We start from the raw sequence: 15,248 nt of genomic DNA on the forward strand, positions 1-15,248 counted from the left end.
TTACCTCCCTAACCATTTTCTATATATACTTACAAGTATTTTCTGTAGAGATTAGTATTTTATTCAGAAGTATTTCAACTAAGATTCAATACTTTTCAAAATGAATCCAATAAAAATAACCTGCCACAATTGACAGGTTAAGGTTTTGCAATTTTTACTTTATGTAATCCAAACCACCATAAAAATAACATGAATGGGACCATGATATAGATCCATTTCTTCATTGAAAGTAGGATGTAATCATAAAAACCATGTAATAAAAACGGGAATAAGAAGGAAATGAGAATCCATTTTTTCTGTTCGTTAGGGGAAAATTTTGCTTTACCTAAGTAAAACCCCATAATCACACCAAATAACGCGTGACTAGATACCGGTAAAAGAGCACGGCCAACTGCAAACTGGAGTCCATTTGCAAATAAATAGAGAATGTTTTCCAGCGTTGCAAATCCTAACGACAAGGATGCGCCATACACGATTCCATCATATTCTTCATCAAATTCAAAATGTTGGTAAACGGTATAAAAAAGGATAAACCATTTGAAAAATTCTTCTAATAACCCTACAGATAAGAAGGCTTGTAAAAGATTATTCCTAAATACCTCTTCAACCTCCAACACATATTGAATAAACATGATTGGAAATACCAACAATGCACCAAAAATGAATACTCGAAACACCATTGCAATTGGTTCGGCCTCATATTTATCTTTTAAATAAAAATAACTTAATAACGCAAGTCCAGGTGCTAGCCCTGCGGTTATGACCGCCACCATAAAGAAACCTCTTCTCCCCGAATGTAAATTATGTTTGAGTTGAGTAACAAACACTTTTATCGTAACATGTAATGTGGTAAATGAAAATATGAACTATCCTTAAATGGAACATTTTTCTATATTGAAATGAGGCGATTCAGATGAAAAAAATACTCATTATACATACAGGTGGAACGATTGCAATGATGGAGGACAAAGAAACTGGTGCTGTCCAACAAAATCAACAAAATCCACTTTTACTTCACACTGATGCTTTAAGCGCAATTGCGGATGTTAAAGTGGAAGAATTATTTCAATTGCCATCTCCACATATCACGGAAAAAGAAATGCTTTTGCTAAAGAAAAAGATTGAAACGAGTATTATAGAAGATGAAATTGAAGGTGTTGTCATTACCCATGGAACGGACACACTTGAAGAAACGGCATATTTTTTAGACCTAACCGTCCAATCCGATATTCCCATCGTCGTGACAGGAGCGATGAGGTCGAGCAATGAGCTTGGAGCAGATGGTCCATATAATTTAATTTCCGCTGTTCGTGTTGCAGCTTCCGACAGTGCCGTTGGAATGGGAGTTTTAGTTGTATTAAATGATGAAATTCATACAGCTAAAAACGTAACAAAAACCCACACTAGTAATATCGCGACCTTCCAGAGTCCGCAATACGGGCCATTAGGAATTGTGAGCAAACGAGAAATCACTTTCCACCACATGCCTACGATTAGGGAAACATATGACATTGAGGAAATAACAAAAAATGTTGTTCTCTTGAAGGCTTATGCAGGGATGGATGGTCAGGTCCTTCGGGCAATTCGGACCATACATCCGGATGGATTAGTGATCGAAGCGCTTGGACAAGGCAACTTGCCACCAACGATGGTACCTGAGCTTAAGGAACTTATGGACAGTGGTATACCTGTTGTATTAGTGTCCCGTTGTTTTAACGGATATGTACAGGACGTGTATAATTACGAAGGCGGTGGACGTCGATTAAAAGAGCTTGGCGTTATTTTTTCAAATGGTCTTAATGGACAAAAAGCAAGACTTAAACTGTTGGTCACATTAGAAATCACAATTGATCATGATGAAATACAGGAAATGTTTTATAAATAAAGGCACATTTCTTAAAGATTTTTACTTTTAAAACATAGGGTGTTTTCTGATTCAGTACTCGCTTTCTTAACTGTAGTCAAGTGTTTTCCAAATTATTTTTTTGTCATAAATGAATTAAAAAATTTAGGCTGTTTTCACAAACTTTGTTGTTTTTGACACAATTGATTTCCGCTGCATTTTGCAAATTCTTTCTTGAATTTGCACCGCACGAAAAAAATGCGAATGCATTTTCTAGGAGGTGGACGCTTTCCGCGGGCATGGCTTGAGCCTCCTCGTGAGCAAAAAGCATACTCCCTGCGGGGTCTCAAAGCTCATGCTATTCCCTCAGGAGTCGAGCGCCTGCACTCCAAGGAACAGGAGCTATTGGAGAAAGCTATCTGTACAATACAAATAGGGCGACTTAGAGTCACCCTATTTTTTATCTATGATCGCTTTTGCAATTAAGTCTCCGTGAAAGCGCCCATTTTCAATGAAAATTTCATTCGCATTATTCCCCGCTGCAATGACACCAGAGATAAAAATCCCCTCAACATTCGTTTCCATCGTGTCAGGGTTAAATAATGGTCTACCTGTTTCCTTCTCAATCTGAACATTCATTTTCTGTAAAAAACTATGTTCTGGATGATAGCCTGTCATGGCAAATACGTAATCATTTTTAATCCCCCTTTTTTCGTTCCCAACCTGATAGATCACGGCATCTTCAGTTATCTCGATTACATCGGCATTAAATTCCATCGTAATAATCCCATTACGGACCAATGATTCAAACTCAGGTAAGATCCATGGCTTAATGCTTGAGGAGTACTCAGATCCACGATATAAAACAGTAACCCTCGCGTCAGCATTTACCAGCTCTAAAGCAGCATCAATACTTGAGTTCTTCCCGCCAATTACAACAACATCTTTATCGAAATATGGATGTGGTTCTTTAAAATAATGGAAAACCTTAGGAAGATCTTCGCCTGGAACATTCATAAAGTTTGGATTATCATAGTAACCAGTCGCAACGATTACATATTTTGCTTGATACTCACCTTTAGAACTTGTTATTTTAAAATGCCCATCGTCTAGTTTGGTGACACCCGTTACTTTTTCAAATGCATGCACTCTAATTTTTTCACGTTTTGCTACTTCGCGATAATAAGCCAAAGCTTGGTTTCTTTTTGGCTTTCTCCCCTCAATAATAAATGGAACATTTCCGATCTCTAATTTTTCGCTTGTACTAAAAAATGTTTGGTGGGTTGGGTAATGGTAAATGGCATTTACAATATTTCCTTTTTCAATTACCAATGGTTTGATTCCGACATTCTGCAGTGCAATAGCTGCTGCTAAGCCACAGGGTCCTCCCCCAATAATAACGACTTCTTCCAATTGCATGTTTGTCACTCCTACTATATTCAATACGCCTTCTTTTTTATATTTGACGTTTTTTGATTTATCTTTTCCTAATTTCTTATAAGAGATATTGTTAAATAATTCAAGACTACGAGGATGTACCCCAATATAAAAATCCCCTACCATAAAAATGATAGGAGATTTCCGTTATTCTTGCAAATGAAATGTTTCTTAAGAATTAAATCCAACCTCTAAAGCGAGACGCTTCTGCCATTTTTCTTACACCAACCATGTAGGCTGCTAGTCTCATGTCAACACGTCTATTTTGTGCTGTTGAATAAATGTTTTCAAATGATTTGACCATCACTTTTTCGAGTTTTTCCTCTACTTCTTCCTCTGACCAGTAATAGCCTTGGTTATTTTGAACCCATTCGAAATAGGACACTGTCACACCACCTGCACTTGCTAAAACGTCTGGTACAAGCAGGATTCCTCTTTCGGTTAAGATTTGTGTTGCTTCAAGTGTTGTAGGACCGTTTGCAGCTTCCACTACAATACTTGCACGAATATTATGGGCATTTTCTTCTGTAATTTGGTTTTCGATAGCTGCCGGAACAAGAATATCACAATCAAGCTCCAATAGCTCCTTGTTAGTAATGGTATCGTTAAATAACTTTGTAACTGTTCCAAAGCTATCACGACGATCTAATAAGTAATCAATATCCAAACCATTTGGGTCGTATAAGCCGCCATATGCGTCAGAAATACCGATTACCTTAGCACCTGCATCATGCATGAATTTTGATAAAAAGCTACCTGCATTTCCAAATCCTTGTACAACTACACGAGCACCTTCTAGATTAATGCCACGTTTCTTTGCTGCTTCGCGAATACAAATGGTTACACCCTTCGCAGTTGCAGATTCACGGCCATGGGAACCGCCTAATACTAGGGGTTTTCCAGTGATGAATCCAGGTGAGTTAAATTCGTCAATTCGACTATATTCATCCATCATCCATGCCATAATTTGAGAATTTGTAAATACATCTGGTGCCGGGATATCCTTTGTAGGTCCTACGATTTGACTAATTGCACGAACATAGCCACGACTAAGTCGCTCAAGTTCACGGAATGACATATCTCTAGGGTCACAAATGATTCCACCTTTTCCTCCACCGTATGGTAAATCGACGATGCCGCATTTTAAGCTCATCCAAATCGAAAGCGCTTTAACTTCCTTTTCAGTTACATTTGGGTGAAAGCGAATCCCACCTTTTGTTGGACCTACCGCATCGTTATGCTGAGCCCGATAGCCTGTAAAGATTTTGACAGAACCATCGTCCATTCGTACTGGAATTTTAACGGTCATCATTCGGATTGGTTCTTTTAAAAGTTCGTATACTTCCTCAGGGTACCCTAATTTTTCTAATGCTTTATGTATGACTGTTTGTGTAGATTTTAGGACATCCATTTTCTCTTCGTTATTCTGTTTTGAAATGTCCTTATTGTTTTCGGCTACCATTTGTAAACCTCCCAAGATTTTTCACAGTTCGATTCCTCTTCCTTAAAGGTGTAAACAAGAAGCTGGAAATGCCGAGTTTTTCGGTTTTTTGGTTATTAAAATATGATTTCACATTTGTATAAAACAAAGACAGAAAAATAACATCTATTTTCCAGATAGTATTATTGTCCACCTTTCCAGTCACTAGTATACACCTTCCATATGTTTATGCAAGATGAAAAATGAAGAATCTTCATTTAATTTATTAAAATAAAAATGCTGTTAGAATCTACATTTAGAATTCTATTGCGTAGAGAAAAACCCCTAATTCTTATTAGAGGTCCCTCCTACTTTTTTATAAAATAATTGTAAATCTCTTTCATTGCATTTTCTTTAAAAAGGATTTTCCCATATTCATGAACTCTATATTTTGTTAGTGTTGCAGGAGTTCCAAATTCGGCTAAAATGGCAATGATATTTTCTGTTTGAAAAGACAAATTATCTTCCAGTAATAAATAAAAATAGTCTTCATATGAATATAACTTGCCACCATCTATGGATAAACTATTTAATCTGGTTGAAAGCTGTATGACATCTTCAAACGTACGAAACTCATAAAATATATCTTTACTTTCATCAAGAGTAACCTGCATTTCAATATAATCTTCATCCATAAATTCTTCATCTTCAAGGTCCCCTACTGAATTCGTAACAATGATAACCATACCTTGTGCTTGCAAAGAGTAAACTTCTACAGCAATGGGGCCATCTGCCTCAAAGCCTAGTTCGACACTTGCTTCCTCAATCATATCACGAAATAATTGATGGACCTTAAGCGAATCCGACAAAAGATCATCCTTAGTGAGGCCACGATCAACCAGATCATCAAATGTTAGAAAAATCTTGATTTTATTATAAGTTAAGCGCTCAAGACGCATTGAAAACCCTCCCTCACCATCACACCTACAGCAACCGTTACATTATTTTATGAAGGAAAATGAATTATGTTCTTGGAATTAGCATTGTTGGGACATTTTTTGCAATGAATTAGCTATCAGATGATTGAAGAGTAATTAAATGTGTTTCAGGCGGTGCACCAAACCTTAACGGTATGCCAGATGTACCGTAACCGTTACTGATAAATATGGTCATTCCGTTTTTATACTCAACACCGCCTTTAGGATATAGCCCAAACTTCCAAAACCGAATTTGTCCACCATGTGTATGACCCGATAATAAGAGATTAATCTTGTTGTCTGGTATAAGAACATTTTTTATTTCTGGATTATGGCTAATCAAAATTTTAAAATCCGCCTCATCCCCTGCATCTAAAAGAGCAAGATCTAGCCTGCTTCTCCCTACCTTCAAATCATCGATCCCAAGCAGAGCAAGCTTCTCGCCGTCCTCTGTTTCAAAAAACATCGCGGTGTTATCTAAAATTTTAATACCCATACTTAAAAGTAAAGAATCAAGTTCATGATAATCCACTTCGTAATCATTATTGCCCCATACAAAATAGGTTGGTCCAACGGTATTAATTAATTGAAGGTTTTTCTTGACACGTTCAAAGGGAACACCCTTTTCTGTTAAATCCCCTCCAATTATCACAATGTCTGCTTTTCCTTTTACTTCATTAATTATTTTCTCAGATACCTCTCTTCTATGAATATCTGAAATGAAGAAAATGGTTAATTTTTTAAAGCTTTTGGGAAAATCCGAAAATGTTAGTGTCTTTGTTACAACACGCTCAAGTCTTGCTTCCTGCCACATGAATAGAAGGAGCAACATTCCTACAATTATAATCCCCAAAAAATATATCATAGTTCACGCCCTATCTATCTCGATCACGCATCTAATATAAGGATATGATACCATAAATTATGGAAAAGGCTAACCTTAAACCATTCTCAGCATCCATATTAAAACATATTTCCAACCCTTCAGAAAAAACGTGTTCCCTGTCATTTTTTTACTCCATAAACCATACAGTAGAATGACATCGTTTTGTATTTTGACATCAAGGAGGTTGCTTCATGTTTACAACAAGGAAGGCCTATTACCCCTATGTAAGCCCATTCGACCCTTGTAAACCAATCACACCTAAAACATACGTTACCCCACCAAATCTTTATATACCTTTTCAGCCAGCAAATTTACCTCAATTCACACCAAAGGAAGCATTATACACAGGGACACTTTGGAAACTCTTTTACGATCCGTATTTCGGCCCATATGAACCAAATAGGGAGGCTAAGAGCGAATGAATCAAAAACAGATGCCCCCAGAATATTATGCGTTATTAGAGGATTTGCAAGCTTTGGATTTTGTCCTTGTGGAGCTCACTTTGTATCTTGATACCCATCCTAATGATTATCAGGCGATTCAACAATTCAACACAGTTTCCCAGCAACGAAGGAAAGTCGCGAAACAGTATGAAGAAAGATTTGGTCCCTTAACTCAATATGGTCGGTATAGCTATTCCAGCTACCCTTGGAATTGGGATGACGAACCGTGGCCGTGGCAGGTTTAATAAAAAATAGTTATTTTGCAGGGGGAGGAATATACATTAATGTGGATTTATGAGAAGAAGCTGCAATATCCAGTCAAAGTGAGTACGTGTAACCCAATGTTAGCGAAGTTACTAATTGAACAATATGGTGGAGCTGACGGTGAATTAGCCGCTGCATTACGTTATTTAAATCAACGTTATACAATCCCCGGAAAGGTTATTGGATTGTTAAATGATATTGGAACAGAAGAATTTGCACATTTAGAAATGATTGCAACTATGGTATATAAACTGACAAAAGACGCAACCCCAGATCAATTAAAAGCTGCAGGCCTAGATCAACACTATGTCGATCATGATAAAGCATTATTTTACCACAATGCGGCAGGTGTACCATTTACTGCAACATATATCCAGGCAAAAGGTGACCCTATTGCTGATTTATATGAGGATATCGCTGCGGAAGAGAAAGCAAGAGCTACTTATCAATGGATCATCAATATGAGTGATGATCCCGATTTAAATGATAGCTTACGCTTTTTAAGGGAGCGGGAAATTATCCATGCCCAACGATTTAAAGAAGCAGTAGAAATACTTAAAGAAGAACGTGATAAAAAGAAATACTTTTAAATGTCGTAAATAGCTGGATGCGAAATTCAGCTATTTACTTTCATGATATAAATTTAAGTCAAATTCCTTCTTCATCATTTCAAAAACCATTGGCGCTCACCCCTTGAGCTGATTCCTTCCATAAATCCTTACTCATATCTACAACTTCACATCAGATGGCATATCTTCTGCTTCATCTTTCTTCTTATCTACATAACGAATACCTCCATATAGACCCCCTATGATGAAGGCAAACATGAAGTAAATGGAGCCATCAAGGAAAACAGAAATCATCAGCTCGGTCGAATGGCTATAAGGAAGAACAATTGTTTTATATACGTATACTAAGAAAAATGATAATAGAAAAAGAGCAACAAGCTTCATATAATACGCTCTCACCTTTAACTTTTCAAATTTTCTCTTTTACTCAACAGAATGCTGAAGCATTTGCTTTTTCACTTCGTCTGTATATTCATTTAACCCCAATTTTCTGTTCATATAAATATGAGCTTGTACCCTCGTATATGTCTAATCATAAAAATAACGCGAGAAACCTCGCGTCATATAAGATTTTAAAACTAATTTAGTTTAATTGGAATTCGCAAAACTTGTCCTTCGACGACAGTATCACCATTTAGATTATTCCATCTTTTGATTAATTCTTCACCAGAGCGGCTATTGTAATAATGCATGGAAATTCGATAAAGTGTTTCATCCGCTTTTACAGTATGATACTTCACATCATAGCGGTCCTTCGGTTTTTCCTGCTGTTGAACAGGTTGTATTACTTTTGTTTCTTCAGCTGTTGGTGGATCTGTGATTTCGACGGCGTTTTGATTTGGTTCTTCATTAGTTGGTACTTCCACTTGTTTTTCAACTTCCGGCTGTTTTGGTTCCTCTTTTTCTACTGTCGACTCATGTTCAACATTTTCAGATTCTTCTCTAATCTCTTCTGCTTCAGGAGCTTGTTCAGTCTCATCTTCGTCTTCATAGCTGATACTTTCAAAATTTGTGCTCCTTTTTACTGGCGTTGATTCAAGTTGGTCTGGATTCGAATTAAACTTATAGCTAAGGATTGCAACGGGAAGTAATACAAACAAAAGAGCTAACAAACGAATAATTGGATATTTAATCTTCACTTTTGTTTTCTTTTTCTTCGTTTTATGAAATTCACTTCGAGGTGGTAGTGTCGAAGTACTTGTCTTTAAATCATTTGATTCCTTTTCTCCTTCAGCCTGCTTCAAGACGATACCTCCTCATTTTAAAGTCTACGCAAATAATCGGCCCTAATCTTTACTGCAAAAATAAAATCAATCCAAAAATGAGCATACACCGTAATCCAAAGATTTTGATAAAGCTCGTAAATATACCCTAATAAGAAGCTTAAAAGGACAACCGATGTCAACAAAACCCATTTATATAAATAACGAACGTGTAATACTGCAAAAATTAAACTAGCAATGAAAAGTCCAAAATGAGTTTGGATGACACCTCTAAATAAAATTTCTTCCGAAAATGAAATCAATAAACACAGGATAAAAATATGGGGGATGCTTCTTTTTTGGAAAATACGTTCATTTATCCCACCATCATCATACATTGCTTCTGGCAGCCACTTCATTAGCAATAAATCAACAATGACAACAACCAATGCAAAAGCAGAACCAATGAAAAGAATATTCCAATCCTTCCAATTCCACAGCTTTGTAAATAATGACCAATTGTCAAAGAAGAAAAAACCAAGGACTAAGGAAACAACTAATAAAATTCCTTGGGTTAAATAAAGGTGAAAAACAATTTCTTTATCCGGTAAATGTTTGATAATATCAGCTTGGCGCCTACCCATATTTTTTCACCCATTTCTATGGAAAATTCGATGTAATTCTTGTCTCCAAGAAGGTGGCTTCCACTCATTTCCCTCATTACATTTACGTTTATACATATCCCAATCTATTTCACATCGATCACAGCATGATGATGGCTTTTTTTCAATCTGTTCATCGAAATAAGCTAAAATTTCTTCCCGACGACATCTTTGTGACTTTATCCAGTTCTCCATCATCTTTAGTTTATTAAACTTATATACATATCGTTTTCTTGCAGCTTCTCCGACGATATTGATGGAAGTTTTCATTTCAACTTGTGTTTGTACAATCTCGTCCAAGGACAAATAATATTGAATAAATCGCCATTGGACTTCTGATACACTAAAGACGGTTAGAAAATATTCTTCAACCGTTTTTGTATATAAAAATTTGCCCTTATCTTTAATTTCCTGATTAATATATTCAACGACCAATTGTGTTTGTTCTTTTGTCGGAAGTTCATATTTTATTAAGACTTCTGGAATTTCGTGATCCATTTCATGAAAAAGTAGTATGGCCGCACTTGGTTTTCCATCCCGCCCTGCACGTCCTATTTCTTGTAAATAAGACTCCATCTGTGAAGGATAATGAAAATGAATGACAAATCGAATATCGGGCTTATTTACACCCATCCCAAATGCATTTGTACAGCAAATAATGGATAATTGGTTATGAATAAATTGCTCCTGGATCAGCATTCTTTTTTCCTGCTCCATTCCACCGTGATAAAAAGCAACTCGTTCAAAACCTTGATCCTTTAGAAATTGGGCAGTATTTTCAGCCAAGACACGACTTGAAAAATAGATAATTCCTGGACCTTGTAACTCTTTTACATATTTTAAAAGCTCTTCCTTTTTATCTTCAATGGAATTAACCTTTTTTACTGCGATTGCAATATTGGGTCGATCTATGGAGTGTATATGCATTTTCGGATTTGTTAATTTTAAAGTTCCTTTGATATCTTCAAAAACTTCTTTTGTTGCCGTTGCTGTTAATGCAAGGCATGGTGGAGACCCTAGAAATTCACGAATCGAACCTAACCTTGAATAGTCAGGGCGAAAATCATGTCCCCATTGCGAAATACAATGGGCCTCATCCACAACAAATAACGAAAAATGAATTCCTTTTAATCGATTAATCAAAAATTTCGATTGGAGTATTTCAGGTGATGCAAAGATATATTTATATTTGTGAAGGCTGGGCATAATTTTTCGTTTTTTTTCGTATGATAGGAAACTATTCAGAGCAATTACCCTTTTCTCTCCCATTTTTTTTAATTGAAGCACCTGGTCTTCCATTAATGCGACAAGTGGTGAAATAATCAGAACACTCCCATTAAGAATTTGCGCGGGCAACTGATAGCAAAGGGATTTCCCTCCTCCTGTGGGTAAAAGTGCAATGACATCTTGGCCACTAAGTATATCCTCGATGATTTCCTGTTGCCCTATTCGGAAGGAAGTATGATTAAATTTTTCTTTTAAAATTTTTTTAAGATTCATGTAATGTCACCATGTCTTGCAAGGACCAGTCTAATTTCAAAATAAGATATGTCATCTGAAAGTTTTGCCTTAATAGGTCTTAATTGTTTGGTTTTCAACATCTTAAATGCTGATACAATCATTTGTTGATGTTCAGAGGGCACGAATGGATCAATTGAAAAGTCAGGTTTTTGGTGTGTGACTTCTACAACATGGTCTTCAATTGTATTCCGTTTCAAATTTCGAACAAGTGCAATTTCGTCAATTGTCTTTCCCTGCATTAGCATCTGATAAGTTGTATTCGTTGAAGCAGTGAATAACACATTGTTGTCATGGTTTGTCTGAGTCATTGAAACAAGGATTGGAAACTGCTCACCATTTATTTCAAGTTGTTTAACAATCGTATGCAGCGTATGTAGAAAAAGAAGTTGGCACCATGTCTCATCCTCATTTAATAAAGAGCTAATTTGCTCAATTGTATTGCCGATTCTGGTCGAACTTGTTAACCTCATCACGAAAATGGTTGCTTCAAGTTCTGTAACTTTTTCAAGGGAAAGCAAAACTTCTTTATATAGGCATTCAGCCAGTACATACCGGTTATGTCCGTTTTTCATTAAAAATTCTTTAACCCATTCAAAGACTGCTTCATCCTGTTGAATGGGTGTGTATTGTTTGTTCCCATTAATGAGATTCGACAAAACCTGTGTTAGAAGCGAAAGTCTCCGCCAAAGCACTAGAGATTGATCATTGTAATTCCAACCATTTAAATGTTTAGGAATTGGTTTCTTTTTATGATTACTATTTAAAAGGGAATATCCAGTATCAGTCACGATAAATTTATTGTTTTTTGGTGTTTTTATTTCTTCAATCAAGGAAAGTTGGTGTAGCAATTTTATCTCTTTATCAAATAGTTCTCTATCTAAGGGTTTAAGAATTCCAAATAATGATGTGAGATTAAATAGATTCGCATCCCCAATCGTTTGAGAGGATTTTTTACCATTCAATAAATGATAAACTCCATAAACGGTACGTTCTCCGTTCAGTTTATCGATGCATGTTAATATCAATATTGAACGATAGGTTAGGTTCATGGTCTTTCCCTCACAATCGAAATACATGGAAAATTGTCGAATGAATGTTACCTTTATTTTATCAAATAATAACGAAAAGTGGGATGTTTTCCTGTGGAAATATGTATATGCTTGTCAGCCAGGGAAAAACCCTTTTCCGATAAGCAATCTCACATTATATTTTTATTGAAAAGTTTTGTGAACAGCTTTACAATGAGATATGAGGAAGCTGTTTCCATCTTATGAGGAAGTAGGATTGGGAACTAATATAAATATATGTTTATACATGTAATGATTTCGGGAGGTTAAGTACACATGGCAAAGTATACCATTGTTGACAAAGAAACTTGTATCGCTTGTGGTGCATGTGGTGCGGCTGCACCAGACATCTACGATTACGATGATGACGGTATTGCATTTGTAACACTTGATGATAACCAAGGAATTGTTGAAATTCCAGAAATATTAGAAGAAGATATGATCGATGCATTCGAGGGCTGTCCAACTGATTCCATTAAAGTTGCAGACGAGCCATTTGATGGTGATCCGCTAAAATTTGAATAGTCCTATTCAATCTCTAAAGAACCCTTTTCCGAAAAAGGGTTCTTTTTTAATGGCTGTTTTCGCAAATTTTGTTGTTTTTGATATAGCCATTAATAAGTATTTTTAGACACATAAGTGCTCCCTCTAGTGATTGGAGCGTATGGCGCGAGATCCTCGAAAATGCAGGCATTTTCTTCGTGCGGTGTAGTTTCAAGGAAGCAAAGTCGACGTCCTGCGGGAATAGCGAGCCAAGCGAGACCCCGCAGTGAGGCACGAGCGAGGAGGCTTGCGGATCGCCCGCGGAAAGCGAGTGCCAGAAGCGGAAATCACCCTAGTTCCACCAATAAACTTTAGGCTAATAACAACAATCTTTTAGAAAAGAGCCTTTTTAATAAATAAAACAGGCTAAGGTAGCCTGTTTTATTTGATTATCCTAGTGGAACTTCTTTACGTTCACCTTTTTCAAATGTCATCAATGTTTTATAGCCAACACTTTTTGCTAAATCAATTGCCTGCTCAAAATCGGCACCCACATCTTGTGGACGATGTGCGTCTGATGACAAGACAATTGGAATATTTTTGTCAAAACACATTTGAAGTAGCCTTGGATCAGGATAAAGCTTGCCAATCGGCTTTCGTAATCCTGCTGTACTAATTTCAACACATGTTTTGGAATTTGCTAAAGCAGTTGTCGCCCGATCAAATTGATACAAGAGGAATTCTTCATCCTCCGGAATATACTTAAATATTTTGACAAGATCAATATGACCGATAATATCAAATAAGTTTGATTGTGCTAATGTAATTACCTGATCATAGTATTTTGTATATGTATCATGTAAATCTCGTTTATCCCATTCATCACGGAACTCTGCAAGGTCAATTCCAAAATCTCCAACCCAGTGAATCGATCCAATTACATAATCAAAGTCATAGGAAGAAATGAATTTTTTCATCTCGTTGTGCTTTCCAGGTGTATAATCCATTTCGATTGACATTTTTACATCAATTTCATTTTTCCAGGCAAGCTTAAATAAATCAACATAATCCTTCATATCGTAATATCTCCTTGCATCTACCCAAGGATTACTAAGGATATCTTTTGTCTGATAAAAATGATAAGCATGCTCTGAAATCCCAAAATGATCAATCTTCTTAAGCTTAGCTTCATCAATAAACTTCATTAAATAGTCTAATTCAAGTGTACCTAGCTCTAAATGATTGTGATAATCAGTGCGCATAAGAATCCCCCATCGAAGTTTTTATCATTATACATGAACTGACTTCTGATGGGAATGAAAAATGCAAAAAATTATTTAGGTTTTTTCTATAAATCAAATACGCCATAAGCGTATTTGCGCCCGATTTTTTTCGAGCAAGCTCGAAAAATTTCCTTTAAAAAATCGTGGCATCCGCCGGAGGCTCTAACTTTATTCAGTCGGGGATTATATCCCCACTGAATAAAGTTAAGACTTGATTTGGAAAAATTATGTCGCCTGTTAACTGATTTAAAGCTTTAATTTCTTCGACAGATAATCCCACTTTATTTGCAATGACGGAAAGAGATTCTCCCTCCTTGACAGTGTAGGTTTCAAGCTCTTTTGAAACCTCAATCCCCTCTTTTTGCATAATCGCAGGAACCGGAATCTGCTCATCAGTCAATACATAAAAAGGATCAATGGCATTATTTCTCGAAGGATTCCATTCCCCGTTGTGTACTTCGAAATGTAAGTGTGGTCCAGTTGAATTCCCTGTACTCCCTATTTGCCCAATTATTTGGCCCTTTGCAACTCGTTCTCCTTCTTTTACACTACGTTTACTTAGATGCGCATAGACCGTTTCATAACCATTAGGATGTTGTATGAAAATGACATGTCCATACGAACCCTTGAAACTTGAAATGGTAACGATTCCTTCTTCTACCGCATATATATGTTCTCCAATTGGAGCAGCGATATCTAAACCTTTATGATTCCCTTGTCTTGTGCCAAATGTATCCGTGACTCTTCCTGTGACTGGCCATGCCCACTCCTCTGTTGTTTCTGCTGGTAATTCCTGTGCACTGGCATTTTGAATGTTTAAATAGCTAAAACCTACACAAATTACCATTACTGCAAAAATAACAATCCGTCTAACAAAAAAAAGCATGATGATCCTCCTCAAAAAAAATGAACAATTCGTGCTATGAAGATTAACACCCTTTCATTATTTGAAAAAATTTCTTAAATTATGTAAATAAATGCATGTATATTTTAACTTTATTCAGTAAAAGTACTAGTGGCGGGGATGACTACAACTAGAGTTAGCCAATAAACTGATTTTCAACTAAAGGCTGAATAATGTTAAAGCATCCGGCGTAGACATGCAATTTTCAAAGGAAACTTTTTAGCAATCAGTCGGATAATGCTATGACCAACCTTGTCTAGGTCTAAAAATCTGAGTGCAAATACGCC

Annotated in this window: 16 protein-coding genes and 1 pseudogene; 5 read left to right on the top strand and 12 right to left on the bottom strand. The window is 36.4% G+C overall.

Translation table 11 applies throughout. From position 1 onward, the window contains the following. Positions 1-137: 137 nt before the first annotated feature. On the bottom strand, positions 138-773 hold the full coding sequence (prsW, locus tag RGU12_RS14595; protein ID WP_309536739.1) for a glutamic-type intramembrane protease PrsW: 636 nt from the start codon (positions 771-773) through the stop codon (positions 138-140). Between the two features lie 140 nt (positions 774-913). Here prsW and RGU12_RS14600 point away from each other — a divergent pair, with 140 nt between their 5' ends. Further along, complete coding sequence (locus RGU12_RS14600) at positions 914-1,885, top strand: asparaginase (RefSeq protein ID WP_309536740.1); 972 nt, start codon at positions 914-916, stop codon at positions 1,883-1,885. 411 nt (positions 1,886-2,296) lie between these two features. Here RGU12_RS14600 and RGU12_RS14605 read toward each other — a convergent pair whose 3' ends face one another. The 4 genes from RGU12_RS14605 to RGU12_RS14620 all read right to left on the bottom strand — a co-directional run bounded on the left by RGU12_RS14605 (position 2,297) and on the right by RGU12_RS14620 (position 6,542). After that, entirely contained in the window at positions 2,297-3,262 is a 966-nt protein-coding gene (locus RGU12_RS14605; protein ID WP_309536741.1) for a YpdA family putative bacillithiol disulfide reductase, read from the bottom strand. Between the two features lie 196 nt (positions 3,263-3,458). Further along, positions 3,459-4,742: a Glu/Leu/Phe/Val family dehydrogenase gene (locus tag RGU12_RS14610; protein WP_309536742.1), complete on the bottom strand. Its 1,284-nt coding sequence runs from the start codon at positions 4,740-4,742 to the stop codon at positions 3,459-3,461. Positions 4,743-5,068: 326 nt separating this feature from the next. Then, on the bottom strand, positions 5,069-5,659 hold the full coding sequence (locus RGU12_RS14615; RefSeq protein WP_309536743.1) for a genetic competence negative regulator: 591 nt from the start codon (positions 5,657-5,659) through the stop codon (positions 5,069-5,071). A gap of 109 nt (positions 5,660-5,768) precedes the next feature. Continuing rightward, positions 5,769-6,542, bottom strand: a complete 774-nt coding sequence (locus tag RGU12_RS14620; RefSeq protein WP_309536744.1) for a metallophosphoesterase — start codon at positions 6,540-6,542, stop codon at positions 5,769-5,771. Between the two features lie 212 nt (positions 6,543-6,754). On the opposite strand from RGU12_RS14620, the gene RGU12_RS14625 reads away from it, so the two are divergent. From RGU12_RS14625 to cotJC, 3 genes are read left to right on the top strand one after another with little or no spacing between them, the layout of a single operon-like run. Continuing rightward, on the top strand, positions 6,755-6,985 hold the full coding sequence (locus tag RGU12_RS14625; protein ID WP_309536745.1) for a spore coat associated protein CotJA: 231 nt from the start codon (positions 6,755-6,757) through the stop codon (positions 6,983-6,985). After that, positions 6,982-7,251, top strand: coding sequence for a spore coat protein CotJB (locus RGU12_RS14630; RefSeq protein WP_309536746.1), 270 nt, complete (start codon positions 6,982-6,984; stop codon positions 7,249-7,251). The genes RGU12_RS14625 and RGU12_RS14630 overlap by 4 nt, the downstream gene beginning before the upstream one ends. A gap of 39 nt (positions 7,252-7,290) precedes the next feature. Then, positions 7,291-7,860: a spore coat protein CotJC gene (gene cotJC / locus RGU12_RS14635; protein ID WP_116352402.1), complete on the top strand. Its 570-nt coding sequence runs from the start codon at positions 7,291-7,293 to the stop codon at positions 7,858-7,860. 138 nt (positions 7,861-7,998) lie between these two features. Here the strand turns inward: cotJC and RGU12_RS14640 are convergent. The 5 genes and pseudogenes from RGU12_RS14640 to RGU12_RS14660 form a co-directional block, all read right to left on the bottom strand. Further along, positions 7,999-8,250 (bottom strand): annotated as a pseudogene (locus RGU12_RS14640) (DUF2663 family protein); the annotation flags it as partial. Between the two features lie 167 nt (positions 8,251-8,417). Continuing rightward, positions 8,418-9,083, bottom strand: a complete 666-nt coding sequence (locus tag RGU12_RS14645; protein ID WP_309536747.1) for a LysM peptidoglycan-binding domain-containing protein — start codon at positions 9,081-9,083, stop codon at positions 8,418-8,420. 17 nt (positions 9,084-9,100) lie between these two features. After that, a complete protein-coding gene (locus tag RGU12_RS14650) occupies positions 9,101-9,685 on the bottom strand; it encodes a CPBP family intramembrane glutamic endopeptidase (RefSeq protein WP_309536748.1) in 585 nt (194 codons plus the stop codon). Positions 9,686-9,691: 6 nt separating this feature from the next. Then, positions 9,692-11,203 carry a RecQ family ATP-dependent DNA helicase gene (locus RGU12_RS14655; protein ID WP_309536749.1) on the bottom strand — a complete coding sequence of 504 codons (1,512 nt, stop codon included), beginning with the start codon at positions 11,201-11,203 and terminating at the stop codon, positions 9,692-9,694. Continuing rightward, on the bottom strand, positions 11,200-12,273 hold the full coding sequence (locus RGU12_RS14660; RefSeq protein WP_309536750.1) for a YpbB family protein: 1,074 nt from the start codon (positions 12,271-12,273) through the stop codon (positions 11,200-11,202). Before RGU12_RS14660 ends, RGU12_RS14655 begins: the two co-directional genes overlap by 4 nt. A 294-nt stretch (positions 12,274-12,567) precedes the next feature. Here RGU12_RS14660 and RGU12_RS14665 point away from each other — a divergent pair, with 294 nt between their 5' ends. After that, the gene (locus RGU12_RS14665; protein WP_077618638.1) at positions 12,568-12,816 is read left to right on the top strand and encodes a 4Fe-4S domain-containing protein; all 249 of its coding nucleotides are present in this window, start codon (positions 12,568-12,570) and stop codon (positions 12,814-12,816) included. Between the two features lie 407 nt (positions 12,817-13,223). Here RGU12_RS14665 and RGU12_RS14670 read toward each other — a convergent pair whose 3' ends face one another. Both RGU12_RS14670 and RGU12_RS14675 read right to left on the bottom strand, forming a co-directional pair. Then, positions 13,224-14,036, bottom strand: a complete 813-nt coding sequence (locus RGU12_RS14670) for a histidinol-phosphatase (protein WP_309536751.1) — start codon at positions 14,034-14,036, stop codon at positions 13,224-13,226. Positions 14,037-14,229: 193 nt separating this feature from the next. Then, positions 14,230-14,943, bottom strand: coding sequence for a peptidoglycan DD-metalloendopeptidase family protein (locus RGU12_RS14675; RefSeq protein WP_309536752.1), 714 nt, complete (start codon positions 14,941-14,943; stop codon positions 14,230-14,232). Positions 14,944-15,248 lie beyond the last annotated feature (305 nt).

The sequence above is a fragment of the Ferdinandcohnia sp. QZ13 genome (assembly GCF_031324165.1).
Taxonomy (GTDB): Bacteria; Bacillota; Bacilli; order Bacillales; family Bacillaceae_L; genus Ferdinandcohnia.

Coding starts and splice junctions, on each gene's coding strand:
- prsW (WP_309536739.1), bottom strand. CDS start 773: ATGGTGGCGGTCATAACCGCAGGGCTAGCACCTGGACTTGCGTTATTA.
- RGU12_RS14600 (WP_309536740.1), top strand. CDS start 914: ATGAAAAAAATACTCATTATACATACAGGTGGAACGATTGCAATGATG.
- RGU12_RS14605 (WP_309536741.1), bottom strand. CDS start 3,262: ATGCAATTGGAAGAAGTCGTTATTATTGGGGGAGGACCCTGTGGCTTA.
- RGU12_RS14610 (WP_309536742.1), bottom strand. CDS start 4,742: ATGGTAGCCGAAAACAATAAGGACATTTCAAAACAGAATAACGAAGAG.
- RGU12_RS14615 (WP_309536743.1), bottom strand. CDS start 5,659: ATGCGTCTTGAGCGCTTAACTTATAATAAAATCAAGATTTTTCTAACA.
- RGU12_RS14620 (WP_309536744.1), bottom strand. CDS start 6,542: ATGATATATTTTTTGGGGATTATAATTGTAGGAATGTTGCTCCTTCTA.
- RGU12_RS14625 (WP_309536745.1), top strand. CDS start 6,755: ATGTTTACAACAAGGAAGGCCTATTACCCCTATGTAAGCCCATTCGAC.
- RGU12_RS14630 (WP_309536746.1), top strand. CDS start 6,982: ATGAATCAAAAACAGATGCCCCCAGAATATTATGCGTTATTAGAGGAT.
- cotJC (WP_116352402.1), top strand. CDS start 7,291: ATGTGGATTTATGAGAAGAAGCTGCAATATCCAGTCAAAGTGAGTACG.
- RGU12_RS14650 (WP_309536748.1), bottom strand. CDS start 9,685: ATGGGTAGGCGCCAAGCTGATATTATCAAACATTTACCGGATAAAGAA.
- RGU12_RS14655 (WP_309536749.1), bottom strand. CDS start 11,203: ATGAATCTTAAAAAAATTTTAAAAGAAAAATTTAATCATACTTCCTTC.
- RGU12_RS14660 (WP_309536750.1), bottom strand. CDS start 12,273: ATGAACCTAACCTATCGTTCAATATTGATATTAACATGCATCGATAAA.
- RGU12_RS14665 (WP_077618638.1), top strand. CDS start 12,568: ATGGCAAAGTATACCATTGTTGACAAAGAAACTTGTATCGCTTGTGGT.
- RGU12_RS14670 (WP_309536751.1), bottom strand. CDS start 14,036: ATGCGCACTGATTATCACAATCATTTAGAGCTAGGTACACTTGAATTA.
- RGU12_RS14675 (WP_309536752.1), bottom strand. CDS start 14,943: ATGCTTTTTTTTGTTAGACGGATTGTTATTTTTGCAGTAATGGTAATT.